The 26997-nt window shown below is 62.7% G+C and carries 25 protein-coding genes; 4 read left to right on the plus strand and 21 right to left on the minus strand.

Annotation, left to right across the window (positions count from 1 at the left end; all coding sequences use genetic code 11):
• Positions 1-275 precede the first annotated feature (275 nt).
• Positions 276-992, plus strand: a complete 717-nt coding sequence (gene lexA / locus O4H62_RS01600; RefSeq protein WP_269385399.1) for a transcriptional repressor LexA — start codon at positions 276-278, stop codon at positions 990-992.
• 117 nt (positions 993-1109) lie between these two features.
• On the opposite strand, the gene O4H62_RS01605 is transcribed toward lexA, so the two are convergent.
• Both O4H62_RS01605 and O4H62_RS01610 read right to left on the minus strand, forming a co-directional pair.
• On the minus strand, positions 1110-3461 hold the full coding sequence (locus O4H62_RS01605) for a ComEC/Rec2 family competence protein (RefSeq protein ID WP_269385400.1): 2352 nt from the start codon (positions 3459-3461) through the stop codon (positions 1110-1112).
• Positions 3437-3562, minus strand: a complete 126-nt coding sequence (locus O4H62_RS01610) for a hypothetical protein (protein WP_269385401.1) — start codon at positions 3560-3562, stop codon at positions 3437-3439. The genes O4H62_RS01605 and O4H62_RS01610 overlap by 25 nt, the downstream gene beginning before the upstream one ends.
• Positions 3563-3879: 317 nt before the next feature.
• Here O4H62_RS01610 and gltA point away from each other — a divergent pair, with 317 nt between their 5' ends.
• Positions 3880-5169: a citrate synthase gene (gene gltA / locus O4H62_RS01615; RefSeq protein WP_269385402.1), complete on the plus strand. Its 1290-nt coding sequence runs from the start codon at positions 3880-3882 to the stop codon at positions 5167-5169.
• A 154-nt stretch (positions 5170-5323) separates the two neighbouring features.
• Here the strand turns inward: gltA and lpxB are convergent, their stop codons facing one another.
• The 19 genes from lpxB to O4H62_RS01710 all read right to left on the minus strand — a co-directional run bounded on the left by lpxB (position 5324) and on the right by O4H62_RS01710 (position 25631).
• A complete protein-coding gene (lpxB, locus tag O4H62_RS01620; RefSeq protein ID WP_269385403.1) occupies positions 5324-6484 on the minus strand; it encodes a lipid-A-disaccharide synthase in 1161 nt (386 codons plus the stop codon).
• Entirely contained in the window at positions 6472-7365 is an 894-nt protein-coding gene (locus tag O4H62_RS01625; RefSeq protein ID WP_269385404.1) for an LpxI family protein, read from the minus strand. Before O4H62_RS01625 ends, lpxB begins: the two co-directional genes overlap by 13 nt.
• 5 nt (positions 7366-7370) lie before the next feature.
• Positions 7371-8201 (minus strand): acyl-ACP--UDP-N-acetylglucosamine O-acyltransferase, encoded by an 831-nt coding sequence (gene lpxA, locus O4H62_RS01630; RefSeq protein WP_269385405.1) that lies wholly within the window; start codon positions 8199-8201, stop codon positions 7371-7373.
• On the minus strand, positions 8201-8671 hold the full coding sequence (gene fabZ / locus O4H62_RS01635) for a 3-hydroxyacyl-ACP dehydratase FabZ (RefSeq protein ID WP_269385406.1): 471 nt from the start codon (positions 8669-8671) through the stop codon (positions 8201-8203). Before fabZ ends, lpxA begins: the two co-directional genes overlap by 1 nt.
• The gene (gene lpxD, locus O4H62_RS01640; RefSeq protein WP_269385407.1) at positions 8668-9732 is read right to left on the minus strand and encodes a UDP-3-O-(3-hydroxymyristoyl)glucosamine N-acyltransferase; all 1065 of its coding nucleotides are present in this window, start codon (positions 9730-9732) and stop codon (positions 8668-8670) included. The genes fabZ and lpxD overlap by 4 nt, the downstream gene beginning before the upstream one ends.
• Positions 9733-9782: 50 nt before the next feature.
• Entirely contained in the window at positions 9783-12134 is a 2352-nt protein-coding gene (gene bamA / locus O4H62_RS01645) for an outer membrane protein assembly factor BamA (protein ID WP_269385408.1), read from the minus strand.
• 204 nt (positions 12135-12338) lie between these two features.
• Positions 12339-13472, minus strand: coding sequence for an RIP metalloprotease RseP (rseP, locus tag O4H62_RS01650; protein ID WP_269385409.1), 1134 nt, complete (start codon positions 13470-13472; stop codon positions 12339-12341).
• Positions 13473-13565: 93 nt separating this feature from the next.
• Positions 13566-14402, minus strand: coding sequence for a phosphatidate cytidylyltransferase (locus O4H62_RS01655; protein WP_269385410.1), 837 nt, complete (start codon positions 14400-14402; stop codon positions 13566-13568).
• Positions 14402-15145, minus strand: coding sequence for an isoprenyl transferase (locus O4H62_RS01660; protein WP_269385411.1), 744 nt, complete (start codon positions 15143-15145; stop codon positions 14402-14404). Before O4H62_RS01660 ends, O4H62_RS01655 begins: the two co-directional genes overlap by 1 nt.
• Positions 15146-15183: 38 nt before the next feature.
• Positions 15184-15744, minus strand: coding sequence for a ribosome recycling factor (gene frr / locus O4H62_RS01665; protein WP_269385412.1), 561 nt, complete (start codon positions 15742-15744; stop codon positions 15184-15186).
• 65 nt (positions 15745-15809) lie between these two features.
• Complete coding sequence (pyrH, locus tag O4H62_RS01670) at positions 15810-16532, minus strand: UMP kinase (RefSeq protein WP_269385413.1); 723 nt, start codon at positions 16530-16532, stop codon at positions 15810-15812.
• Positions 16533-16638: 106 nt separating this feature from the next.
• Positions 16639-17562: a translation elongation factor Ts gene (gene tsf / locus O4H62_RS01675; RefSeq protein ID WP_269385414.1), complete on the minus strand. Its 924-nt coding sequence runs from the start codon at positions 17560-17562 to the stop codon at positions 16639-16641.
• Between the two features lie 150 nt (positions 17563-17712).
• Positions 17713-18495 carry a 30S ribosomal protein S2 gene (gene rpsB / locus O4H62_RS01680; RefSeq protein WP_269385415.1) on the minus strand — a complete coding sequence of 261 codons (783 nt, stop codon included), beginning with the start codon at positions 18493-18495 and terminating at the stop codon, positions 17713-17715.
• Positions 18496-18769: 274 nt separating this feature from the next.
• Positions 18770-18988, minus strand: a complete 219-nt coding sequence (locus O4H62_RS01685) for a hypothetical protein (RefSeq protein WP_269385416.1) — start codon at positions 18986-18988, stop codon at positions 18770-18772.
• A 3-nt stretch (positions 18989-18991) separates the two neighbouring features.
• Positions 18992-20857 (minus strand): ferrous iron transport protein B, encoded by a 1866-nt coding sequence (gene feoB / locus O4H62_RS01690; RefSeq protein ID WP_269385417.1) that lies wholly within the window; start codon positions 20855-20857, stop codon positions 18992-18994.
• A 5-nt stretch (positions 20858-20862) separates the two neighbouring features.
• Complete coding sequence (locus O4H62_RS01695) at positions 20863-21120, minus strand: FeoA family protein (protein ID WP_269386265.1); 258 nt, start codon at positions 21118-21120, stop codon at positions 20863-20865.
• 281 nt (positions 21121-21401) lie between these two features.
• Positions 21402-22706 carry an Hsp70 family protein gene (locus O4H62_RS01700; protein ID WP_269385418.1) on the minus strand — a complete coding sequence of 435 codons (1305 nt, stop codon included), beginning with the start codon at positions 22704-22706 and terminating at the stop codon, positions 21402-21404.
• A gap of 121 nt (positions 22707-22827) precedes the next feature.
• Positions 22828-24531, minus strand: coding sequence for a hypothetical protein (locus O4H62_RS01705; RefSeq protein ID WP_269385419.1), 1704 nt, complete (start codon positions 24529-24531; stop codon positions 22828-22830).
• A 278-nt stretch (positions 24532-24809) separates the two neighbouring features.
• On the minus strand, positions 24810-25631 hold the full coding sequence (locus tag O4H62_RS01710; protein ID WP_269385420.1) for a cell envelope integrity EipB family protein: 822 nt from the start codon (positions 25629-25631) through the stop codon (positions 24810-24812).
• 125 nt (positions 25632-25756) lie between these two features.
• Between O4H62_RS01710 and O4H62_RS01715 the strand changes: the two genes are divergently transcribed.
• The gene (locus tag O4H62_RS01715) at positions 25757-26224 is read left to right on the plus strand and encodes a RidA family protein (protein ID WP_269385421.1); all 468 of its coding nucleotides are present in this window, start codon (positions 25757-25759) and stop codon (positions 26222-26224) included.
• Between the two features lie 7 nt (positions 26225-26231).
• Positions 26232-26969, plus strand: coding sequence for a glycerophosphodiester phosphodiesterase (locus O4H62_RS01720; RefSeq protein ID WP_269385422.1), 738 nt, complete (start codon positions 26232-26234; stop codon positions 26967-26969).
• The last annotated feature ends 28 nt before the right edge of the window (positions 26970-26997 follow it).

Genomic DNA, 26997 nt, shown 5'->3' on the forward strand with positions numbered 1-26997 from the left:
CCTGAAGGCTTCTCGTTCCCCACGAGGCCGCCGGAACGGTTTCCCGCAACGTCCGGAACATAACCCTCTGAATTTCAGACCTAAACTCCCGCCCATTGGCATTGTATACGCAACATTTGCAGCCATGCCGGGCGTTCCGTTCCCGTTTCTGGTTCGCGCCTCCAATGTTCTTTCATTGTTTCTTTACCTCTTGCGGAACACATATGGAACATGATACCTGAGTTCTGGTTTTGTTTCATTCCGGCCATCGAGCCGGCTGCCGGGGTCCTTCGCCAATGTTGACGCGCAAACAGCACGAACTTCTCCTCTTCATCAATGAACGGATGAAGGAAAGCGGCATCCCGCCGTCCTTCGACGAGATGAAAGACGCGCTCGACCTGGCGTCCAAATCCGGTATTCACCGACTGATCATGGCGCTCGAGGAGCGCGGCTTCATTCGCCGGCTGCCGAACCGGGCGCGGGCACTCGAGGTGATCAAGCTGCCCGACAGTTACCAGGCCGGCCTGCAGCCGCGGCGAGGGTTTTCGCCGAGCGTGATCGAAGGTAGCCTGGGCAAGCAGCCCGAACCGGTACGGCGCGCGGAGCCCGCGCCCGTCGAACCGTCGCAGGTGGCCGAAGTGCCGATGATGGGCCGCATTGCCGCGGGCGTGCCGATCTCGGCGATCCAGAACATCACCCACAACATCACCGTGCCTGCGGAAATGATCGGGCCCGGTGACCATTACGCGCTCGAGGTCAAGGGCGACTCGATGATCGACGCCGGCATCTTCGATGGCGACACGGTTGTGATCCGCAACATGTCGACGGCCAACCCCGGCGACATCATTGTTGCGCTGGTCGACGACGAGGAAGCGACGCTGAAGCGGTTTCGCCGCAAGGGCGCCTCGATCGCGCTCGAAGCCGCCAACCCGGCCTACGAAACCCGCATCTTCGGGCCCGACCGCGTCAAGGTGCAGGGCAAGCTCGTCGGGCTGATCCGCCGCTACCACTGAAGCCGTGCGTCCTGCTTGACGCACAAGGCGCGCACTCTATCAATCCGGTATGTATTTCTGCGTCTGGCAACTTCACCTGGGCAAAGGATATGCGGGTGGCATGGGAACCGGCCCGGCTCAGCCAGGCAGGTCGAAGCTGCCGGTGCGCCATTCATAATAACGCTGGATCGTCCAGGGGCGGATGACGTCCTGCAAGGTGGCTTCGATCCGGAATACGGGTCTTGCCGCATGGCTGGCCCGACCGTATCGCGGGGTCGCGGCTGATCGGTCCTGTCCGCCGACGGTGATGGCCAGGGCCCCCGAGCGGCGCAGGCTTCTCGACGTGACGAGTGTGGCGCCGGAGCGGCAGGCGTGGAGATAGACCGGAATCGCGACAATCACCAGATCGGCCCGGTCGCAAGCTGCGCCGATCAGCGCCGCGTCATTGATGGCGACAATGGCTGCCCCGGCGTGGATGGCGGCACAGACGCCGCGGCCGGCGCAGTGAAAGCGCGAGGGCAGACCCGCAGCAGAGGCAAGCAACTGATCGAGTATGCCGGCGTCCGGTTCTATCCCCGTGGCCGTAACCTTCTGCAGTTCCGGCGCGGCAACGGGCGGAAGATGCGGGGCGGCGCGCAGGGCCGTCCGCCATTGGCTGAACACGAAATCGTTCGGCCGCGCCGCGTTGCTAGCCAATCCTTCGGGTCCGGCCAGGCCCACCAGATCGCCGCTTTCGCTGACGAGGATATCGGGTGCGGGCGACGCAACCGGCGGCAACGCGCATACGGCGCCGAGCCCGATCAGTGCAAGACCGGCAAGGCGCAACCGGCTTCTCAGGAAGACCAGGATGACGAAGCCCGCCCCGGCAAGCACGGTGGTCATCAAGGGGATTTGCCCGACATTGAGATCGCCGCCAAGAGAGTGAACGTAGTTGGCCGTGGCGATGACGCCCTCCAGCCCCTGCCCCATTACGTAAAGCGGCCAGGCATCCAGCCCGAACGGCATCAGCAACATCGCCAGCAGTCCGGCGGGCATGACGACGAATGTCACCAGCGGCATTGCCATGAGATTGGCAAGCAGCCCGTTGCCGGCAACCCGGTGGAAATGATGGGCGGAGAACAGCCCGGTAGCGAGCCCGGCCACGAGAGAGGTAATCGCCAGGCCAAGCACGGCCTTGGCCGCAACCGCAAGCCAGCGGCGCGGCGCCGATCCGGACAGCCGGACGTCCGGTCCCGCGGATCCGTGGCGGGCGCGCCGGGCGATCGCGGCATAGGCCGAGATCAGCGCGGCGGTGGCGGCAAAGGACATCTGGAAACCGGGGCCGACAACCGCCGATGGCGAGATCAGGATGATGGCAATCGCCGCCAGCGCCACATTGCGCATGGTGAGCGCCGGCCGGTCGGCCAGCACCGCAACCAGCATGATGGCAAGCATCACCCAAGCGCGCTGGGTGGCGACGCTGCCGCCGGAGATCAGCAAATAAGCGGTGGCGGTCATCAGCGCGCCGATCGCCGCGAATTTCTTCACCGGCAAGGCCTCGACCAGGACCGGAAAGGCCGCCAGGCTCTTGCGGATGCCGATGTAGAGGATGCCCGCCGCGAGCGCCATGTGCAGCCCCGAGATCGCAAGGATATGCGCGAGCCCGGTTGCGCGCAGCGCGTCGACCACCGGCTCGCTGATGCCGCGCCGGTCGGACACCGCGAGAGCCGCGGCGATGCCGCCCGGATCTCCCGGCAACACCTCCCGGATCCGGGCCGAGATGCGTTCCCTCGTGCTCCGAAGCCCCAGGCGGGCCGAGCGGACCCAACCGTTCGCGGTCTCCGGCCCGCCGGCCTGGACAGGAGCCCGGTAGAAGAAGCCCTGCGCCCCTATGCCGTCGACAAAGGCGCGGAAGGCAAAATCGTACCCGCCCGGCATGACCGGACCGGAGGGCGAAGACAATCGCGCCCGCCCCGAAATCACCGCCCCGACAGGCACCGGCTTGTGGCGGCTTCGGGCCGCCAGACGAACCCGCGATGGCGGGCGCCGGATTTCCGGCTCAGTGGTGCTGGCCAGCCTGACAAGGTAGCGGACCCTGCCGCCAGGGTCGAATTCCCGCGCCTCGACGGTTCCGGTGATTGTGGTGGTTACGTCTGAATCAAGCAGAATGGTGCCATTGTGCACCTCGAAACCAGAGGCAAGCGCACCTGCGAGCAGCGCAGCCGCGTAGCTGGCGCTACGTCCGGCGGCGATATGGTGCTCACGGGCCAAAACGGCGACAAGCAGCAACACGACCAGTCCAACGGCGAGGACCGCAAGAGGCGGATCGGACGGTGCCATGTAGAAAAGACCGGCGCCGGAGCCCATGGCCACAGGAAGAAACAGGAATGCGAGCCCCTGCTCCATTTCCGCCGCAGCAGCCGTCGAAAACGCCTGCCGCAGTCGGATCAGGCCTGTGCTCCCATCCCGGACCTGCGGCAGCGCGCTCAGGCGCCTTGCGTGCCGCAACACGAGCGCACGTCATGGCTGACATGCGTCCGGGCGAGCGGCTTTTCGGCCTCGAGCGCAACGATTGAATCGGGTTCGAACTGTTTGCGTTTTGCCTGCATCATGCACGCCTCGCCTGCAGTCTGTGAAACTACCACCCAAACGCCCAGTAATGCCACCATAAATTGCAACAACGCCCTCCCGGCCGCAACCAACCATGAGTCGTTGGCGTGGGGCTGCACCGTGGTGTTTGTCACACAATTCCAAAGCGTTAACATTTGCTAAAAGGCGCAAATGCGGGCCTTTGCACATCCACTCCCCGGCGAACAATTAGCCATCCGCATAGCTTGGCACGGTGCTACAAATCAGATAGCTAAACCCCTGACGGTCATCCAAGACGTCGGCCGAGCGCCGAACGCCTGCATTTGTGGAAGGACATGCCATGGCAGACAAGAACGCAAAAATCATTATGGACGGCAAAGAGATCGACCTGCCGGTCAAAACCGGCACCATCGGTCCCGACGTCGTCGACATCGGCACGCTTTACAAGAACACCGGAGCCTTTACCTACGATCCGGGCTTTACCTCCACGGCGTCTTGCGAATCCAAGATCACCTTCATCGATGGCGACGAAGGCATCTTGCTGCATCGCGGCTACCCGATCGACCAGCTGGCCGAGCACGGCGACTTCCTCGAAGTCTGCTACCTGCTGCTCTACGGCGAACTGCCGACCGCCACGCAGAAGGCTGATTTTGATTACCGCGTCACCCGCCACACCATGGTGCACGAGCAGATGAGCCGGTTCTTCACCGGTTTCCGCCGTGACGCGCACCCGATGGCCGTGATGTGCGGCTGCGTCGGCGCGCTGTCGGCGTTCTATCACGATTCAACCGACATCACCGATCCGCATCAGCGGATGGTCGCCTCGATGCGGATGATCGCCAAGATGCCGACGCTTGCGGCGATGGCCTACAAGTACCATATCGGCCAGCCCTTCGTGTATCCGACCAACAACCTCGACTATGCCTCGAACTTCCTGCGCATGTGCTTTGCCGTGCCGTGCGAGGAGTATGAGGTCAATCCGGTGCTGGCGCGGGCCATGGACCGCATCTTCATCCTGCACGCCGATCACGAGCAGAACGCCTCGACATCGACCGTTCGTCTCGCCGGTTCGTCGGGAGCCAATCCGTTTGCCTGCATCGCGGCCGGCATCGCCTGCCTCTGGGGCCCGGCGCATGGCGGCGCCAACGAAGCCGCGCTCAACATGCTGGCCGAGATCGGCACCGTCGACAAGATCCCGGAATATGTGAACCGCGCCAAGGACAAGAACGATCCGTTCCGTCTGATGGGCTTTGGTCACCGGGTCTACAAGAACTACGACCCGCGCGCCAAGATCATGCAGAAGACCACGCACGAAGTGCTGGGCGAACTCGGCATCAAGGACGACCCGATGCTCGAAGTGGCGATGGAACTCGAGCGGATCGCGCTCACCGACAGCTACTTCATCGAGAAGAAGCTGTACCCGAATATCGACTTCTATTCGGGCATCACGCTCAAGGCGCTCGGTTTCCCGACCACCATGTTCACCGTGCTGTTTGCACTGGCGCGCACCGTCGGCTGGATTGCCCAGTGGAGCGAAATGATCGAGGATCCGGGCCAGCGCATCGGCCGCCCCCGCCAGCTCTATGTCGGCGAAGCCGCACGGGACTACGTGCCGGTGTCGAAGCGCTGAGCGCAACGCCGCTCAGGCCTGACAATAAAAAAAGCGCCTTCGGGCGCTTTTTTGATTCCGGGGACACAAAGATGCTTCCGATGCCGCAACAGCGAGTTGCTTCCGTTCGGGCCGGCGGGCAGATCGAGTTTCGTACAGGCCGGCGCGGCAGCTCTCAGCAACCGATGACCGACAACAGTGTCATGGCGGCTTTTTCCGAGGCGGGAACGCCGATCTCCATCCGCGACCGGATCAGGTCGAAATCCGCGAGCATGGCAGCGCGATGCAGCGTATCGGCTGCGAGCTGATCCGCCTGGCGCGCCAGACGTTCCGGGCGCAGCTGGCGATCGTAATATTCCGAAATGACGACATGGCCGGCAATCATGTTCGGCAGCGCTGCCGTCCACGAGACGATCAGGCCCGACAGCAGGCGGGAAATCGGGTCAAGCTTATAACACGAAATATGCGGCACCCCGGCCAGTGCAAGCTCGAGCAGGACGGTCCCGGAGGCGGCAATGGCGACATCGGCCTCGCCGATGGCCTGCCATTTCGCAGTTTCGCCGGTGACGATCCGGCAGTCGACCTCCCAGTCCAGGACCTGATCCCTTATCTGCCGTTCCACATGGGCGCCGGCCGGAAGAACGAAGGTCATCTCCGGATTGAGCGAGGCCAGCAAACCTGCCGCCGCTCCCAGGACCGGTCCGAGGCGCGTGACCTCGCTGCGACGCGACCCCGGCAGGAGCAGACACACGGGCTGCCGTCCGGATGGATTGCCGTTCCTGCGGGCCATCTGGGTCTCGTGCGCGGCGATCAAACCGGGATCATCCATCAGCCGGTGGCCTACATAGGTCAGCGGCGGGCCGCCGAGGCGCCTGACAATCTCCGGTTCGAATGGGAAGACCGAGAGCACGTGATCGACATAGGCAGTCATCGCCGATGCCCGTTCAGGCTTCCAGGCCCATACGGTGGGGCAGACGTAATTGACAATCTTGAGATCGGGCAGCGCCTTGCGAACCTTGCGGGCGACCCGGTGGCTGAAATCCGGACTGTCGATGATCAGCAGGCAATCGGGTCTTGCGGCTATGATCGCATCGGCGGTCTGGCTGATGCGCATGATCAGTTTGGGCAGCCTGGCGATCACCGCAGAAAAGCCGATGAGGGACAATTCGGTATAGTCGAACAGGGACTTCAGTCCCTCGGCAATCAGCCGCTCGCCGCCAACACCGATCAACTCGGGCTGCTGGCCGGTCTGACGCGCTATCTCGTGGACAAGCCCCGCGCCGAGGATGTCGCCCGAAGGTTCGCCGGCGACGACGGCCAGCTTCAACGCTGCCATTGGTCCACCTCGTCTTCCCGCGGCTCGATGCCGGTTACGAACAGGCCCAGCCGGTCTGCCTCTGAAACGACGCGGTCGCGCTCAAGCACCAGAGCACGGCCGGCCTCGATGGCAATGCCCGACAAGCCCGCTGCATGGGCGTTGATCACGGTAGCGGGCCCGATCGACGGAAGATCGGCGCGCTCTTCCTGCCCCGGCTTGCACAGCTTGACCAGCACACCGCCGCCGGCCGCCGACAGCCGGTTGCCGGCGCGCAGATCCGCCACCCGCTCAAGCATTGCATCGGTCCCTTCCAGCCCTTCGATCGCGATGACGCGGCCACGGACGGAAACCGCGCCCTGCCCGATATCGAGCTTGCCAAGCGCCAATGCCGCCTCTGACGCGGCCGCGATATCCTTGAGATCGGCCTTGCCCGGACGCAAGCGCCCGACCGGGCCGGGACGCCCGAGAAGATCGGGCGCCACCTGCTGAGCGGCCAGCACCCGCACGCCCTCGTTCTCCAGCACATTGATGGCGAAGCGCAGAAGCTTGTCGTCGCCCGCAGTGGCGAAGACCCGAAAAGAGGAGGCAAAGCCAATCAGCGACCGCCAGGTGGGGCGGATATCGGAAAGCTCCGGACGCCGGCCGATGCCGCCGGCAAGCACGACCGAACGGATGCCCTCACGGCGCACGGTCGCGGCAAACCCCGACAAGTCGGCGATGCTGATCTCGCAATTGTCGAAGCCGGACCAGTCCTGGTCGGCTTCATTCCTGATCCGGAAGATATAGGGGTCTTGGCCCAGTCTGCGCGCTGCCTCGGCTACCAGCACCGGAAACCGTCCCTTGCCAGCCAGAATCGAGAGACGTCCCTCGATGTCCGGTGCGCCGGGTGCAGCACTCACCGGCTTCAGCCCCGCTGACCCCGGGCCGGCGAGGACAGCGCGCGTTCGCTTTCGGCGTCAATGAAGGCGATGATATCGGCGACGGCCGCATTGTTGTCGGGTTGCTCGCGGACGCGGGCGATGTTCTCGCGGATCGGGGTCGCCGGGTTGAAGATCGCCTTGAAGGCGCGACGGACCGCGTGGATGGCGGCCTTGTCGAAACCCGAGCGCTGCATGCCGATGATGTTGAGCCCCATCAGAATGCCGGGATTGCCATTGAGCATGCCATAGGGAATGACGTCGTTGTTGACCGCCGCCAGTCCGCCGATGAAGGCGTGATGGCCGATGCGGACGAACTGATGCACCGCGGCACCGCCACCCATGATCACCCGGTCGCCGATAGTGACATGGCCGGCCAGCATGACATTGTTGGACAGGATGACATTGTTGCCGACGTGACAATCATGGGCAACGTGCGAATAGGCCAGGAACATGGAATTGTCGCCGACCGTGGTCTTGCCGCCGAAGTCGGGCATGCCCGGATGCATGGTCACGCCTTCGCGGATCGTGCAGGAATGGCCGATGATCAGCTCGGTGTCTTCCCCCTTGTAATGGATGTTCTGCGGAGCACAGCCAAGAACCGCGTTGGGGAAAATCACGGTGCCGTCGCCGATGGTGGTGCAGCCCTGAATGACGACATGGCTCATCAGCTGCACGTTGTCGCCAAGCCTGACCTTGGGGCCGACATGACAGAACGGTCCGATTTCGACATTCATGCCGAACCGGGCGCCGTCCTCGACGATCGCGGAGGGGTGAATGCGGGCCGGGTGGAGGGCGGCAGGCGCAGGCGTTGTCATCAGGACTCGCTTTCTCCGGGAGCCAGCATGGCTCCGATATCCGCCTCGGCGGCTTTGGCGCCGTCAACCAGGGCTTCACAATGGAAGCGCCAGATGTTGCCGCGCTGTTTGATCTTGGTGACATGATACTCCAACCGGTCGCCGGGAACGACCGGCTTGCGGAACTTGGCGTTATCAATGGTCATGAAATAGACGATATTCTTGCCGCCACCGGTTGCCTTGGCGCAGATCGCACCGGCGGTCTGGGCCATGCCCTCGATGATCAGCACGCCGGGCATGATCGGATTGCCGGGAAAATGGCCGGTGAAATGCGGCTCGCTAGCCGTGACATTCTTGATGCCGATGGCCGAGTTGTCACCGTCAATGGATTCGATCCTGTCGACGAGCAGAAACGGATAGCGATGCGGCAACAACTTCATGATTTCACGGATGTCTGCCGATTCCAGTGTTTTCGTCGCGGTTTCGGTCATGTCTCTTCTCCGCTCTTTTTCCTGTCTTGCTTGCCAAAAGCGCGTTCATTGGCCGCCGCCGCATCACGCAGAAACCCGCGCATCGGACGCGCTGGCTGGCCACCCCAGAGCGCACCGGCAGGAACGTCCCCGGCGACGCCGCTGAGCGCCGCCAACTGCGCCCCGTCGCCGATCGTCACATGACCGTTGATGCCGGACGCCCCGCCGATCATGACCCGATCTCCAATGGTGGCACTGCCCGCGATTCCGACCTGGGAGACGATGACACAATGTCTGCCAATGCGGACATTGTGGGCAATCTGCACCAGATTGTCGATCTTGGTGCCCTCGCCGATGACCGTGTCGTCGAGCGCCCCTCGGTCGATTGCGGAGTTCGCGCCGATTTCAACGTGATCCTGGACGATGACCCTGCCGATCTGCGGGATCTTTTCCAGACCCCGCGGGCCCGGAGCATAGCCGAAACCATCCTGGCCGATGCGCACACCGGGATGGATGATGACATTGTTGCCGATCAACGCGTGCTGGACGGTGGCTCCATGGCCGATGTGACAATCCCGGCCTATCCGGGTTCCCGCGCCAATGGCGGCGCCCGCGGCAATGACAGATCCCGCACCGATCTCGGCGCCGGCGCCGATGACAGCGAAGGCTTCGACCACAACATCGTCTTCCAGCACGGCGGACGGATCAACGACGGCCGTTTCCGCAACACCGCTTGCCGCGGTCAGCCGCAGCGGCTTGACGGCCAACGGCACCAGAACAGCCGCGGCACGTGCAAACGACGTCTGCGGCGCGCGCGCGACCAGCGCCGCCACACCGGCAGGGACATTCTCGGCGAGTTTTTCGGTGACGAATACAGCCGCAGCCCGGGACTTGATCAGCTCCGGCAAGGCGCGCCGAGAATTCGCGAAGGTTACTTCGCCTTCGCCGGCACGCGCCAATGGCGCAATTCCGTTCACCATGCGGCCGGCGAACGACGGGTCGGCAAGTTCCGCTCCGCAAAGACCGGAAAGGTCCGAAAGCGACATGCCTTCATGCGGAGGGAAAAAGCGATGATTGTCCATAAAAAGACCGGATGGAATGAGCGGGTGGCGCAGCCGCCACCCGTGACAAGTCAGAAGCGCGTCGAGGCGCCGAAGCCGAATTTCTTGACGTCGTCGTAGGCCTTCTTGACGACCGGTTCAGCGTAGTAGACGCGAAGCGGGCCGAAAGGCGAAGCCCACATGATGCCGGCGCCGATCGAAGCACGCCATTCCATGCCTGACCCGACCAGGGTCTGGGTGCCCATGTCAGCTGCGCTGATGTCGTTGCCGTAAAGCGTTGCGGCATCGGCGAAGACATTGAAACGAAGACCGAAATCACGTGACACCGCCGGCAGCGGCGCCGAAACTTCAACCGAACCGTTAAAGTAGGTCGTACCGCCCGCGGCACCGACATTGCTCGCGCCGTTGAAGACCCGCGGACCGATGCCCCTGGTGTCGAAACCACGGATGGTTTCCTCGCCGAGGAACAGATGGTCAAACACGCGCAGATTGCTGTTGGTCGAGATCACGTTGCCACCGCCGACGGAGACCTGACCGATCATGTCGGCCCCTTCGGACAGCATGTGGAAATAGCTGGCCTTGGCAGTGGTCTTGACGTAGTTCGAATCGAACCCGAGACCGGCATACTCCTGCATGAATTTCGCCGAAATACCCTCGCGTGGCAGGATGTTGTCATCCAGCGTGTTGTAGGTCAGCGTATAGGACAGCGACCCGACATCGTGGCTGCCGTTGGCGATCGTCCGGTTGATCGCGGCCAGTTCCGGAGCCGAGATGACGTTCGAGAGACCGGTGTACTTGGTCTGGGTGAACTTGAACGCAGTCAACAGGTACAGGTTTTCGGTAATCGGCGCGCCGAGACGCAGATTGATGCCCTGGGCCTGCTCAGTGAAATTGATGTAGGTCGCATCCCGTTTCTTGAAGACGTCAAAACCGGCGGCCAGACGGTAACCGAGGAAATAGGGCTCGGTGAACGACAGCGAATATTCGCGCGTTTTGGTGCCGCCGCCCACGGATGCGCGGATGAACTGACCGCGGCCGAGGAAGTTGCGCTCGGTGATATCGACCGATGCGATGAAGCCATCGGTGTTGGAATAACCGCCGCCAATGCCGAATTCACCGGTCGACTGATCCTTCACATCGACAATCAGAACCACACGGTCTGGCTGCGAACCCTGCTGCGTCGAAATATCAACGGAGGAGAAGAATTTCAGATCCTCGAGGCGCTTCTTGGCGCGACGGACCAGAACCTGATTGAAGGCATCGCCTTCCGACAGGTCGAATTCGCGGCGGATCACGTAATCGCGGGTCCGGGTGTTGCCGCGGATCTCGATACGCTCGACATAGGCACGGGTGCCCTCGTCGACCAGGTAGACCACGGAAATGGTGCGGTTGTTGTAGTCACGATCGCCACGCGGGGTGATCTGCGCAAACGGGTAGCCCTGGGTGGCGACACGGTCGGAGATCGACATGATCGTGTCTTCGACATCCTTGGCGCTGTAGACAGAACCGCTGCGGGTCTGGATCAGCCCCTTGAGTGAGTCGGAATCGATGCCAGGCACGGTGCTTTCGATGCTGACATCGCCGAACACGTAACGCTCGCCCTCTTCCACCGTGATGGTGACAACATACTCGTTGCTGGTTTCATCGAGTTCGGCAAATGACGAAATCACCCGGAAGTCGGCGTAACCGCGGTTGTAGTAGAACCGCCGCAGCAGTTCCTCGTCGGCGCGCAGCTTATCCTCGTCATAGACGTCCTTGCGGCTCAGGAACGACAGCAGGCCGGATTTCTTGGTGGTGATGACGTCGGCCAGACGACCGTCGCCAAAAGCCTGGTTGCCGACAAAGTTGATCGAGGAAATCTTGGTCCGGTCGCCTTCATTGACCTCGAAAGCGATATTGACGCGACCGCCGTCGACCGGAACGATGCGGGTGGTCACGGTCGCATCGCTGCGCCCAATCGCCGAATAGGCGTCGCGGATCGCCTGTACGTCTGCCTGAAGGATAAGATCATTGTAGGCGCCGAGCTGACGGCTCTGCACCACGTTCTTCAGAGCGGCGTCCTTGATCTTCTTGTTACCGTTGAACACAACCTGGTTGATGATCTGGTTCTCAGCGACGGTGACGATCAGGGTCGAGCCGGAGACACTGATCTGGACGTCCGAAAACAGGCCCGTCGCAAACAACCGCTTCACCGAGTCGTCGATGTCGCTGTTGCTGAAGCTGGCGCCGGGCGAGATTGTCAGATTGCCGCGCACGGTTGACGCGTCAACGCGGGAATTGCCCCGAACATCGATACGACTGACAACCGCAGCCTCCGCTATCGTAACGCCCGCAAGCGTCACAGCGCCCGCCCCTGTCACAACGATCCCTGCCGTCAGCGCAACTGCTGAGACAGCGTTCAAAAGGTTTGAACCGGCCTTCATTGATCTTATTACCTTTTTACTACTCGGATGCCCCAAACGGCGACACACATCGTGAGTCATGACTGGTGCCCGTTTTACCCGCTTTTGCCATACAAGCAAGGGACGGAGTTAATTTCTATTTACTTCCTTTGCAGACGTGGCGATTTGGCCACGTCTACCCATCATCAAGGTAAACAAACCGTTAGCACAGCCTGCACCCCGATATCAACCGATCAGCATGGATACGTCGTTCCAGGTGGCAAACAGCATGAGCGCCAAAACAACCGTCAGACCAAAGCGGTAGGCCCATTCCTGGGCAACCTCGCCAGGGGGGCGGCCGCGGATAGCCTCGATGGCGTAGAACACCAGATGGCCGCCGTCGAGCATCGGAACCGGCATGAGATTGAGCAGGCCGATGGAGACCGAGAGCACCGCTGCAAGCTGGATCAGCGCTCCGATGCCGAGCGTCGACATGTCCTTGGAATACTTCGCCACCCGGATCGGGCCGCCAAGCTGATCGGCCTTCTCGCGTCCGGTGAGGATATTGCCGATATAATCGACCGTCCGGGTGACGATATACCAGCTTTGGGCAACGCCCTCACCGACCGCTTCCAGCGGTCCGTATTCACGGACCCGGAAATTGCCGGCATCATTGTTGGTGACGACGCCGATACGGCCGACCTCCATCTTGTTGCCGAAGGAATCGGAGATTTCGGTGCGCGCAGGCGTCAGGGTGACATCGACCATGCTGCCCTGGCGGTCGAGGGTGACGGTGATCGGCACTTCCGGGCGCACGCTGACATAGCGCTGCACGTCATCGAAGATCTCGACCTCGACACCGTCGATGGCGACGAACCGGTCGCCCGCCAGGATGCCGGCGGCTTCGGCGGCGCTTCCGGGCTGGACCTGGGCCACCACGGGATCTGCGATGACGCGGCCGTTAACACTGAACATCACCGCGAAAATGGCGATCGCAAGAATGAAGTTGGCCACAGGTCCAGCCGCAACCGTGGCGGCGCGGCGCCACAGGGCGGCTCCGGGGAAGGATCCGATGCGCTCTTCATCGCTGAGCGCCGCCGCGCCGCTGCCGGTGGGCAGGCTGGTGGCGTTCTCGTCGCCTCGGAACTTGACGTAGCCGCCGAGCGGAATCAGCGAGAGCTTCCACCTGGTGCCGTTGCTGTCGGTCCGGCCGATCAGTTCCGGGCCGAAGCCGACGGAGAAGACGTCAGCCTTGATGCCGCACCAGCGACCGACCAGATAGTGTCCCAGTTCATGGAAAAAGACCACGATGGTGAGCACCAGCAGAAACGGCGGCAGGGCGCTGAGGATGTTTCCAGCCGAAGAGGTCAGAAATTCCATGGGATCGGATCCTTTCACGAGGCCGACAGGCATGACACAGACATGCCGGCGTCCATTTGGTTCAGAGCGTCCGAAGCCGCCCGTGCGGACGACTTATAGACCGAGCAACCTTGCCGCAAGCTCGTCGGCAACGCCGGCGTGATCGGCAAGCGGCAGAAGGTTTCCCAGCAGGAATGCCGCAAATGCGGCAAAGACAAGACCGTCGACACGATCCATCACACCGCCATGACCGGGAATGAGCCTGCTTGAGTCCTTGGCGCCGAAGCGCCGCTTGACCCAGGATTCAAACAGATCGCCGATTTCGGACGCGACGGAGAGCAGCAGGGCGATCAACGGGATCATGAGCCCGCCGCCCTGGCGGATGATCAGCGCCACACCGACTCCGGCGCCGACACCGGCGGCTGCACCGAAAAGCGCACCGGACCAGGTCTTGCCGGGCGATATCCGCGGCGCCAGCTTGGGTCCGCCGAGCGCCCGCCCGCAAAAATAGGCCAGAATGTCGGTCGCCCAGACAATGGCGAAAATGAACAGCATGGCAAACAGGCCGAAATGCCCCTCGCCGCGGATTTCGGCAAGCGCCAGCCCGGAAAAACCGGCATAGAAGACCGCTGTCGCCGACCAGAGGCCGCCGCCGCGGGTCACCCCCGCAAGGACCGCGCCGCAGCCACCGATGAAGATCGCCGCCAGGGCCATCGACGGCAGCGATGTCAGGATGAAGACGGCCGTGGCTAGGACGGCCATCCAGCCAATCGCGTTGGCGAGCGGCGCCCTGACCGGCGCGTTGGTGATCGTCGAGAACTCGTAATGCATCAGCACCATGATCAGGACGGCCAGGCTTCTGAACCAGACACCGCCGACGAACGTGGCGGCCAGAACCAGAACGCCGAGGATCACCCCGGAGATGATGCGCAGCCTGAGCTCGCGCGACATCAGGAGCCGACCGCGAGATCGGGTGCGGAGACGGCGCCATAGCGGCGGTCGCGGCGGCCATATTCGGCGAGCGCGTCGAGGAAGGCGGCGCGATCGAAATCCGGCCACAGGCACGGCATGAAGACGAATTCGGTATAGGCGGCCTGCCACAAAAGGAAGTTGGAAAGCCGCTGCTCGCCGCTGGTGCGGATCACCAGGTCGGGATCAGGGATGCCGGCGGTATCGATGCGGGCGGCGATGGCCGCCTCGTCGATGGCGGCCACGTCCATGTCGCCGGCGCGCACCGCCTCGGCAATCCCGCGGACCGCGCGCACCAGTTCGTCGCGGGCGCCGTAGTTGAAGGCGATGACCAGGGTTATGCCGGTGTTGTCGCGGGTCCGGTCCTCGGCCTCATTGAGCAGCGCGCGGATGTCGGGCTGGATGGTCTGGCGGCAACCGATCACCCTGATGCGGACGTTCTCGCGGTGCAGTTCGGCCAGGTCCCTGCGGATGAAGAACCGCAGGAGCCCCATCAGGTCCGAGACTTCCTGCTGCGGCCTGCTCCAGTTCTCGGACGAGAAGGCAAACAGCGTCAGATATCCGATCCCGGCCTCGACGGCGGTGCGCACAGCCTCGCGAACCCGCTCGACACCGGCCCGGTGACCGGCTGTCCGCGGCAGGCCCCGTGCATTGGCCCAGCGGCCATTGCCATCCATGATGATGGCAACGTGCCGAGGACTGGTGATGGGTGTTTCGGATCGCATTGGTGTGGCCATTTCCCGACTTGTAACGCGAGTCGCGCCTAAACCTGCATGATTTCCTTTTCCTTTTCGACCAGCAAGTGATCGATCTCGGCAATCTTTTCGTCGGTCATCTTCTGGACCTGATCAGCTTCGCGGCGGCTGTCGTCCTGGCTGATGTCGCCGTCCTTCTCCGCCTTCTTGAGCGTATCCATGCCGTCGCGGCGCACGTTGCGGATGGCGATACGGGCGTTCTCGGCATAGGTGTGCGACACCTTGACGAGCTGCTTGCGGCGTTCCTCGTTGAGTTCGGGCAGCGGAATCCTGAGGTTCTGGCCGTCGACGATCGGATTGAGTCCGAGATTGGCCTCGCGGATGCCGCGGTCGACGGCGCCGACCATCTGCTTGTCCCAGACCGAGACGCCGAGCATGCGTGGCTCGGGCACGGTGACGTTGGCGACCTGATTGAGCGGCACGCGGGAGCCGTAGGCCTCGACCATCACCGGGTCGAGCACGTTGGCTGACGCACGGCCGGTTCGCAACGATGCAATATCGCTCTTGAAGGCAGCGATCGCGCCTTCCATGCGACGTTTGAGTTCTTTCAAGTCAGCGCCTTCACTCATCGCCAGTCCTTCCTGCAGATAATCAAGTTTTCATCGCGGGGCGCGCTCCTCGCACCCATCCGCGATTAATGATCGCGAACGATGGTTGCCCGGCCTTCGCCGACCATGATCTTGGCAAATGCGCCCTTTTCATGGATCGAAAAGACAACAATCGGAATGGAATTCTCGCGCGCCAGCGCAACGGCCGCGACGTCCATGACGGCAAGCCCCTTGTTGAGCACTTCGGCATGGGTGATGTTGTCAAACCGGGTGGCGTCGGGGTACTTCTTCGGGTCGGCCGAATAGATGCCGTCGACCTGGGTGCCCTTGAGAATGGCTTCGGCGCCCATTTCGGCGGCGCGCAGGGCGGCGGCTGAATCTGTGGTGAAGAACGGGTTGCCGGTGCCGCCGGCGAAGATCACCACCCTGCCCTTTTCCAGATGATGAAGCGCCGCGCGCTGGGAAAAGCTCTGGCAGATTTCCGGCATGGAGATGGCCGAAAGCACCTCGGTATCGATGCCGAGCTTGCGCAGCGAGGTCGCCAGCGCCAGCGCATTGATGACGGTCGCCAGCATGCCCATGTGGTCGCCGGTGACGCGGTCGCCGCCCTTGGAGGCCACCGCGACGCCGCGGAAGATGTTGCCGCCGCCGACAACCACCCCGACCTCGACGCCCATGCCGCGAACCTCGGCGATATCGGCGGCGATCCGGTCGCACACCGCGACATCGATGCCAAATCCCTGCTCGCCCATCAGGGCTTCACCGGAGGCTTTGAGGAGGACGCGTTTGAACAGGGGTGCTGTGGACATGAACTATTCCGGATCTGATGTGTCAGGCCCGGATACACGAAGGGCACCGCGTTGTCACGCGATGCCCTTCGGGTTTTTCCACAATGCGCCGCGAAGGCGGTCGGTGTCAGCCCTTGACGGCGGCAGCCACTTCAGCGGCGAAGTCGCTCTCTTCCTTCTCGATGCCTTCACCGAGCTGGAAGCGTACGAAGCCGGTAACTTCGACGGGAGCGCCTGCGTCAGCCGCAGCAGCCTTGACGGCGTCGCCAACGGTCTGGTCGGGGTTCATGACGAAAGCCTGCGAGAGAAGGGCCACTTCCTCGTAGAACTTGCGCATGCGGCCTTCGACCATCTTTTCGATGATGGCGTCCGGCTTGCCCGATTCGCGCGCCTGCTCGATGAACACGTTGCGCTCGCGGTCGGCGACAGCCGGATCGACGTCGCCGGAGGTCAGCGCCAGCGGGTTGGTGGCGGCGATGTGCATGGCGACCTGGCGGCCGATCGCGGCCAGCGCGTCCTTGTTGCCGGTCGACTTGACGGCGACGATCACGCCGAGCTTGCCAAGACCGTCGGCGACGGCGTTGTGCACGTAGGTGGCGACGATGCCGTCATCGACGGACAGCTTGGCCGAACGGCGGAAGTTCATGTTCTCGCCGATGTGGGCGATCGCATCCTTTACGGTGTCGGTGACCGACTTGCCGGTCGACGGCACGGTGGCGGCGCTGACGGCGTCGGCCGAACCATCGGTGGAAATGGCGACCGAAGCGATCGAACGGGCCAGGTCCTGGAATGCATCGTTGCGGGCAACGAAGTCGGTTTCCGAGTTGACTTCAACCACAACCGCCGAGTTGCCTTCAGAGGCAACCGCGATCAGGCCTTCGGCAGCGGTACGGCCGGACTTCTTGTCGGCCTTGGCGATACCCTTGGCGCGCAGCCAGTCGATTGCCGCTTCCATGTTGCCATCGGTCTCGCCGAGTGCCTTCTTGCAGTCCATCATGCCGGCGCCGGTCTTGTCGCGCAGCTCTTTCACCATTGCAGCGGTAATGCTCATAACAGCCTCTTTATTGTGGGGCGTCCGGTCCGGCCTCAAACGCGGCATCGAATCCCAAATCGCCTGACGGCATATCAACATGCCATTGAAATGTGACAGCCCGGCAAAGCGCTGTGGCTTGGCCGGGCCGGTTTTGTCCGAAACCCGGAATTATGCTTCCGCGGCAGCTTCCGCAGGTGCAGCTTCTTCGAGCGCAGGCTCGACAGGAGCATCCATGGCGCCCAGATCAACGCCCGATGCACCCTGCTGACGGGCGATGCCGTCGATGCAGGCGCGGCTGATCAGGTCGCAGTAGAGCGAAATGGCGCGGCTGGCGTCATCGTTGCCCGGGATCGGGTAATCGACAACGTCGGGATCGCAGTTGGAATCGATGATCGCAACAACCGGAATGCCAAGACGCTTGGCTTCCTGGATGGCGATGCCTTCCTTGTTGGTGTCGATGACGAACATCAGGTCGGGGGTGCCGCCCATGTCGCGGATACCGCCGAGAGCGCGGTTGAGCTTTTCACGTTCGCGCTCGAGGTTGAGGCGTTCCTTCTTGGTGAAGCCCGAGGCTTCGGCCGAGAGGATCTCGTCGAGCTTGCGCAGACGCTGGATCGAGTGCGAAATGGTCTTCCAGTTGGTCAGCATGCCGCCGAGCCAACGGGCGTTGACGTAATACTGGGCCGAACGCGAGGCAGCATCGGCAACGATTTCGGCAGCCTGACGCTTGGTGCCGACGAACAGCACGCGACCGCCCTTGGACACGGTGTCGGAAACCAGCTTCAATGCCTGATTGAGCATCGGAACGGTCTGACCGAGGTCGAGAATGTGAAGATTGTTGCGAGCGCCGAAGATGTACGGCTTCATTTTCGGGTTCCAGCGGTGAGTCTGGTGTCCGAAGTGCACGCCTGCTTCAAGCAGCTGGCGCATGGAAAATTCCGGCAATGCCATGCCTTTTACTCCTGTTTCCGGTTGAACCTCCGCAGGGCGTGAGCGCTATGCGCCACCGGCGGACCGCTCCGGATTTCTCCCGGACCGACCCATGCCCCACGTGTGGAATGAGGCCCGCTTACAGGCAAAGGCTGGGTTTTGCAAGTGCGAAGGGCGCGGAAAGCTGCCGACGATGCCTGACTTCCGGCGGGGTCGGGCTGAATTCCTGCTGCTGCAGGCCGCGGACGGGCATCCGCTAGTCCCGCCTTCAAGGGATTACGCGGCCCCGATGTCGTCAATCTCTGGATGCGATCTTGCCGGGTGAAGCGGCAAGCGCGCATCCGGAACAGCCCGCGCCGCAGAGCGCGGTTTCGGGTTGGGGGGCACACGGGGCTTTCCTGCCCGAGAGCGCGCTTGCGATCAGGGTCTTCTGCCGCACCGGCAGGAACAGCTTCCAGAGGACGAAAGCCGCGGCGCACATGACGATCAGATAGGTGACGATTTCATCGAGCATGGGTCAGCCTCCGAGATAGCTGGCCGTCTGGAAGACGATGAAAGACGCGGCATAGGCCAGCACCAGCATGTAGGCAAACATCAGCACCGGCCACTGCCAGCTGTTGGTTTCCCGCCGGACCACGACAAGGGTCGAGGCGCATTGCGGCGCAAACACGTACCAGGCGAGCAGAGACAGGGCGGTGGCGAGCGACCATTGCCCGGCAATCGCCGTCGCCAGTCCGGCCTCGCCCGAGGTTCCGCCGCCGATCGCGTAGACCGTGGCGAGAGCGCCGACCGCCACCTCGCGTGCAGCCATGCCGGGGATCAGAGCAACCGAAATCTGCCAGTTGAAGCCGATCGGCGCCAGCAGCGGCTGCAGCGCATGGCCGATCATGCCGGCGAAACTGTAGTTGATCGCGGGCTCTGTGGCAGCTTCCGGCGCGCCTGGGACGGTGGACAGGAACCAGATCAGGACCATCATCGACAGGATGATGGTCCCTGCCCTGCGGACGAAGATATAGGCCCGCTGCAGCACGCCCATGGCCAGGCTGCGGAGCATCGGCCGCTTGTAGCTCGGCAACTCCATGATGAACGGCTCGCTCTTGCCCTTCCACACGAGTCTGCGAAACAGGAAGGCGACGACGAAGGCGCTGACGATCCCCGCCAGATAGAGCGAGAACATGACCAGTCCCTGCAGATTGACTATCCCGGCAATTGACTGGCGCGGCACGAAGGCGCCGATGATCAGGGTATAGACGGGAATCCGCGCCGAACAGGTCATCAGCGGCGCGACCATGATGGTCGCCAGACGCTGACGGCGGTTCTCGATGACGCGGGTGGCCATAATTCCGGGAATGGCGCAGGCGAAACTCGACAGCAGCGGAATGAAGGAGCGGCCATGCAGACCGGCACCGCCGACCACGCGGTCCATCAGGAAGGCGGCGCGGGCCATGTAGCCCAGGTCTTCAAGGAGGATGATGAAGAAGAACAGGATGACAATCTGCGGCAGGAACACCAGAACGCCGCCGACCCCGGTGATGATCCCGTCGGTCAGCAGGCTCGACAGCATGGAATCGGGAAGAACCGATTTCACCATGGTGTTGAGCGCGTCGAAGGCGGCGGAGATCATCTCCATCGGAACCGCGGCCCAGGTGAAAACCGCCTGAAAAATCAGGAACAGGACCGCCAGCAGGATGACAATGCCGAAGACCGGGTGCAGTACGATCCTGTCGATCCTGTTGGTCAGATCCTTCGAGACAGCGGGCGCCGCGACAAAGCGGGCAACCATGGAATCGGCCAGGTGATGGGCCTTGCGGATTTCGCCGCTGTCCTGCTCGCTCCAGTTCGACGCCGATGCGCTGGCTGCTTCAGCCACCTTCCGGTCGATTTCGCCAAGCAGTGCCGTGGTTCCATTATGTCCCACGGCCACCGAGTTGACCACGGGAATGCCGAGTTCGCGCGCCAGCCCGCCGCTATCGATGACGATGCCCCTGTGCGCCGCAATGTCGGACATGTTCAGCGTCAGGATCATCGGAATGCCGACGCTCTTGAGTTCGAGCACGAGGCGGAGCATGAGGCGAAGATTGGTGGCATCGGCAACGCAGACGAGAAGATCGGGCCGATCGACCGCATCGAGCGCGCCGAGGATGGCGTCCCGTGTGACGACTTCATCGGGGCTGCGGCCGCGCAGGCTGTAGGTTCCGGGCAGATCGAGGACCGAAATCCTGACGCCGGCAGGCGAAACGAACGCGCCTTCTTTGCGCTCGACGGTCACACCCGGATAATTCGCGACCTTCTGCTGGCTGCCGGTCAGCGCGTTGAACAGCGCCGTCTTGCCGCAATTGGGGTTGCCAATCAACGCGATGCGATAGTCCCTTACCGGTTTCATCAGCATTATCGTGACCGATCGGGGAGCAATCTCGGATTTGGGCTCTCGCTGGCAAGCACGACGGCATCGGCTTCCCGCCGTCCAAGGGCGACACTCATGTTATCGACGCGAACGGCGATCGGATCCTTGCCAATGAAACCCTCATGCAGGATCTCGACATGGGCGCCTTCGACAAAGCCGATTTCCAGCAGGCGTTTTTCCAGCTCAAGATCGAAGTCGCGGCCGGCTTCGCCTGTTACAAGCTTTGAATTGCCCACCGACATGACGATACCCCTGAGGCCGGGGCGGCCGCGCCCGAGCCTGACCAGCGGTCGCGCCTCCTCGCGGCCCGGCAGCGGCTCGGTCTGTTGTGGCGATTGATAGGTCAAGGTTCAACTCTTCCAGCATGTGGGCACCTGACCGTACAATACGCATGCGCCTCACAGTGGAATTGATCTATCGCAAACCAAAAGTGGATTCAAATAGTTTAGTTTATAATGGCTCTAAACTGGCCCCGCCGATCGTTGCAGGATGATCCTGCCGGTCGGCGTCTGAGCTCGGCATTTCAGCCGGAGACCGGCACGGTCCACTGTTCGATATCGTCGCGCTCGCCGATCAACGCCAGGCCGTGGGCGATTGAGATCAGTTCGCCGCCGGTCTCGATGCGGTCTGACGCAAAGCGCTCGGAGAAGATGCGGCGTACGGCGGGGACGAACGAGGTGCCGCCGGTCAGGAACACCTTGTCGACCGCTTCCGGCGCAGTCCCGGTCTTGTCCAGAACCTCATCCAGCGCCGCCTCAATGCGATCGAGATCGGCTGAAATCCAGCTCTCGAAATTCCGGCGCAGAACCTGTTTCTCGCCTGCCCGTCCCAGCGGCTCGAAGCGGAAAACGGCTTCCTCTGCGGAAGACAGCGCCATCTTGGTGGCGGACACCGCCTGGTTGAGCCGGTAGCCCTCGTCATGTTCGATCAGGTCGACGAACAGTTCAAGCTTTTCCGGTTCGACCGCCTGGCGCACCAGCCCCTTCAGATCGGCGTACTCCTTCGTCGTCTTGAAGATCGACAGCTGGTTCCAGCGCGAGAAATTCGCATAGTAGCTGCCAGGCACGTCGAGCCGCTTGCCGAAGCTTGTGAACTGGCTGCCCTTGCCGATTTCGGGCGCGACCAGATGATCGATGATGCGCGCATCGAACTGGTCGCCGGCGACGCCGACACCCGAATGTCCGACCGGAGTGGCACGGATGCGGCCCGCCTGGGTTTCAAAACGGATGAGCGAGAAGTCGCTGGTGCCGCCACCGAAATCGGCCACCAGAACGGTGGCGTCATGCTTGAGGTTCTGCGCGAAATAAAAGGCGGCGGCGACAGGCTCGTAGACATAGTGCAATTCGGGAAAGCCCATGCGGGTGAGCGCCTCGTTGTAGCGCCTCAGGGCGAGGTCCGGATCCGGACGGGCGCCGGCAAAGTGCACCGGACGTCCGGTGACAACGCGCCCGACCGGCGACGGCCAGTTGTCGCCGGCATAGGCCTCGAGCCGCTTGAGGAACACTTCCATGAGGTCTTCGAACTGGAAGCGGCGGCCATGGATCATGGTGCCCTGGAACAGCGGCGAGGCGGCAAAGGTCTTGATCGATTGCAGAAACCGGCACTCGCCGGGATTGTCGATGAAGGCGCGGATGGCCGCCTGCCCCGCCTCGACCTGCAGAGCGGCGGCGCCAAGCTGCGGATCCTTGATGAAGGACAAAGCCGTGCGCATGGTGTCGCTTTCCCCGGCGGCGGAGACGAAGCTTATCGATGCCGTGTCCGACCCCTGGGTTGCCTGGGCGAGAACCGTGTTGGTCGTGCCGAAATCGAGCCCGAGCGCATTCGCCATGGCGATATCCATCCTGTCTTGCGGTTATGTCAGGGCGAATTGCGGAACGCGAGGCCGCCAGCGGAAAGCGCCCTCATGCCACGCGGGTGTGTCACAGTCCACCCGGAACGAGCAAAGCGAGCTACCGGGTCGCGTATCTCGGATGTTCCAGGGCGTCGAAACAATCGGTCAGCGCTATGCGGTTGAAGCCCTCATAAGCGGCGCGATATTTTTGGTGAAGTTTCTTGCGGGCGGCAGTCACCGGGCATGTGGGCAGCAGCACCAGATCGGTCTGCGAGAGAAGATCCGCCTCCTCACCGGTCAACGGCAACACAGCTCTGTAGGGATCTCCCCCTATCGAAATGCCCCGCGCAGGCGTCCGCCCCATCGCGGCGGTCACCGGATTGGCGAAATCGCGCAGGTCGATCACCTCGTAATGATGGCCGAAGTCCGCTTCGCGCTTGCGGATCGCGCCGATCACCTCGTCCATCGTCTTGAGCACGTTGACCTGAAACCGGTGATCGAAATAGAGCCAGTAGGCCGGCAGGATGTTGGCGTCGGCGTATTTCTCGTAGGTCGCGCGTCCGCCCGACAGGATCGGCTGGGCCGCGGCCGCCGCCTCGACCGTCAGGGCCTTGGCGCTGAAGCGCATGTTGGCAGGCAGATGCTCGGTCTCGACTGCCACGTTGTTGATCGTTGTCGCAGCGGCCCGCGCGGCCGAATGCAGCACCTTGGTGGCAGTGGGAAAGGCGATCAGCCCGACAAGAACGAGCAGCGGCGAGAGGCGCATGCGCCGTTCGGGGGGCGTCGCCAGTACCAGGACCACCAGAAGCGGCCATGTCGAGACAAAGGCGGCGCCGCCGAAGTTCTGGGATTCAAACAGCGTGTTGGCGAAGATCAGCACCGCGAGCCACAGCCAGTCCTGATCCAGCCGGCCGGGTTCGGGGTTTCGCGGATGGCCCCGATCGAAGCTTAAAAGAAGGTTTTCGCCGCCGCGCAGGCGTGAGAAAAGCAGATATGCTGCCAGGATCGCGGCCACAAGGATGACATCGAAGCGGGCGCTGACCGTGGTCACCAGATTGGTCAGCAGCACCCCATCATTGGCGTCCAGAAGCCGCAAGGCGGAGTGCAGATAGGCAGAGACGCTGCCGGTCGAGATCTCCAGCACGGCAGCAATGGACAGGCACAGCGCCGCGACGGCAATCGAGACGCCGATCCCGATCCGGCGCGTGAGAAGAGCGAAGGCCAAGACCAGGCCGGCTATCGCAAAACCACTGATCTTGACGAAGGCAAGGCTGAGCAGAAGCACCGACACCAGGCCGACAAGCGCAATGTGCGAGCGAACGAAGAACAGCGCGGCGACCAGCAGATAAAGCAGAACGGAGCTGTGACGGTTGTAATAGGCAAATCCGTCGACGCCGGGAAACACGTTCCAGGAGGTGACATTGAACGGCAGCAGCGAGAACATCAGGTAGGGCAGCAGCAGGCCGAAAACGGCAAACGGGCCGCGCTCGCGCGCCTGCAGGCAGATGACGGCGATCACCGGCAAGGTGACCAGCATCATGCACCATTGAATGACCAGCGCCACATTGCCATGCGGGAAGAGCGACCCCAGCAGATCAAACAGGATGTAGTTGAGCGGCCCGACGGGCGCATGAAATTCGCGATAGATTTCCTGGCCGATCGACAGCCGATGGGCGCCATCGATGTAGATGTAGGTGTCCCAGAAACTCTCGCCGATCGGCAACTCGACAGGCAGGTTGAGTGCTGCGGCCAGGATCAGAGCCGTCCCGGAAAGGATAGCAAATATCCAATATTTTGAATCGCTTAAATACAAATATCTCATGTTATGGTAGAGCTTTCAAATACACTCGTTCCGAAGTTACGGCCTGGCCAATCCTCAATTGGCAATCGCTCCGGCCAGGCGCGGTCCGCTCCGGCATCACGGTGCTCGATCCGGTCGATCAGACGGAGCAACCCCTGGATGCCACAACGGTCCGCGCACCCCAGAAGTGTGGAAAAAATTGGTTTCGTTTGAATTAACCGGGCTTCGCCAGGCAGCTGCCTGGCAACGACAGGCCGCACGGCCGGGGCCACCCATCATCCGCGCGACCGCGAGAGATGTTACTGCTCGACGCAGGGCTCCGGCTCGTACATGTCGAGCTGGGCGAGCTCGCCCTGGAGCACAAAGTCGCCGTAGTCCATGGTGAGATCGCGAGTGACGCCGTTCTCATAGAGCTTGAAGGCAATGGAATAGACCGGCAGGCCGTCGCCTTCCGCGGCTTCCTCGAAATAGGACATCGAGACCGGCCAATAGGCGTCATCGGCAAGCTCGCCTGCCCGCTTGGCCTCCGTGTCGGTTTTCTCGACCGGCTGCTTCTCCCCCAGGATCGTGGTGGTGATCATCGCCTTGTCGCCCTCGTCGGAGCCGTCATAGATGCGCGATTCGTAAAACCGCTCGCCTTCGCGGGCCTTGCCGATCAGCTCGATCATGTGTTCGGTGGGAAACCGTGCGGGCGCGATGTCGAGCGACAGCTTGTCAGGCTGCTCGAGAGCGAGCGCCAGGCCATTTTCCTTCGCTTCCGCCGAGCCGCGGACTTCATGATCGAGCTTCTGGTCGACGAAGGACCGGGTGACGAAGCGGAACGTGCCCTTGCGGATGTCCTCGAAGGTGGTGGTCTGCTGGTCGGTCAGCCGCGAATCCTCGCCGGTGGAGATTTCGGTGACGAAGCGGAAACTGACCGTGTAGCCCTCACAGGCGGAACCGGCAAACTCGTAGACCATGCGGCCGACCATGCCCGAAATGCCGGAGCGCTCGGAGGCATCCTTCAGCGAAAGATCGTAGACCGCGCGGTGGGCCGCGAGCCCGCCCGCGCCTGCAGCCGGTGCGGCTTGCGCCGAAGTGGCGGCGATGACGGCAAGTGATGCAATTGCGAGCATGCGCATCAGGTTTTCTCCTGTCGAATCCTCGGACGATGATATATGACCAGAGGTGGCAAAAGCGAGGCGGAACTTCAATGAGCCGCCAAATCGTTCATGCACCCCTGACAGAGCCGAATTTGGAGCCTTTGATGACTGACACGATCGAATCCCGCCTGAGCGCCCGCAGCATTGTGCTTCCGGAGGCGGCAGCACCGGCCGCCAATTATCTGCCCTATGTCATCACCGGCTCGCTATTGTTCATTTCCGGCCAGTTGCCGATGGAAAACGGCGCCATCGCGGTCAAGGGGCTGCTCGGTCGCGATGTCGAACTGGCCTCCGGACAGAGAGCGGCGGAACTGTGCGCCATCAACATCCTGGCGCAGGCCAAGGCGGCGCTTGGCGGCGATCTTTCGCGCATTGCCCGCGTGGTCAAGCTGAGCGGGTTCGTGGCCTCCGATCCCGCCTTCACCGACCAGCACCTGGTCATCAACGGCGCGTCGAACCTGATCGCGGAAGTGTTGGGAGAAGCCGGCAAGCATGCCCGCGCCGCCGTCGGCATGGCCTGCCTGCCACTCAACGCGGCTGTCGAGATCGACGCCGTGATCGAGATCAGGTGACACCGGCATGACTGAGACAAAACCGGATCTCGGCTGGCTGGTCGCCCGCCCCATCGCCCATCGCGGCTATCACGACATGAACCAGAGCATCTGGGAGAACACACAAAGCGCCTTCCAGCGCGCCATCGACGCGGGCTACGCCATCGAGTGCGATGTCCAGATCGCCACCGACGGCGTACCGGTGGTGTTCCACGACGATGATCTCGAGCGGCTGTGCGGACTGCGCGGCGACGTCCGCGAGCGGACGTCGCGGGAACTGGCGCAACTGCGGGTTGGCGGCACCTCCGACGGCGTGCCCTCGCTTCCGGCGCTGCTGAAACAGGTATCCGGCAAGGTACCGCTGGTCATCGAGCTGAAGGGCCGGCCCGGCGACGACGAGGGTTTTGCCGACGCCGTCGTCGAGTGCCTGGAAGGCTATGACGGCCCGGTGGCACTGATGAGTTTCGATCACTGGCTGCTGCGCGACCTCAGGGCAACCGGCACCAGCTGCCCGATCGGCCTGACCGCCGAGGGCGTCAAGCCCGAGAGCTTCTTCGTCCACGAAGAGGCAATGCAGCTTGGCCTGAACTTCATCTCCTACTGCGTGCATCACCTGCCGAATGCCTTCATCGAGGCGCAACGGGCACAGGGCGTTCCGATCATCACCTGGACGGTGCGCGATGCGCCGGCGCGGGCAAAGACGGCAGCCCACGCCGACCAGATGACATTCGAAGGCTTCGATCCGGACGCGACCGACGACGCCTGACCTTGTTAAACGGGGCAGCGTTCATAAG

The sequence above is a fragment of the Parahoeflea alexandrii genome (assembly GCF_027214025.1).
In the GTDB taxonomy this organism is placed as follows: Bacteria; Pseudomonadota; Alphaproteobacteria; order Rhizobiales; family Rhizobiaceae; genus Hoeflea; species Hoeflea alexandrii_A.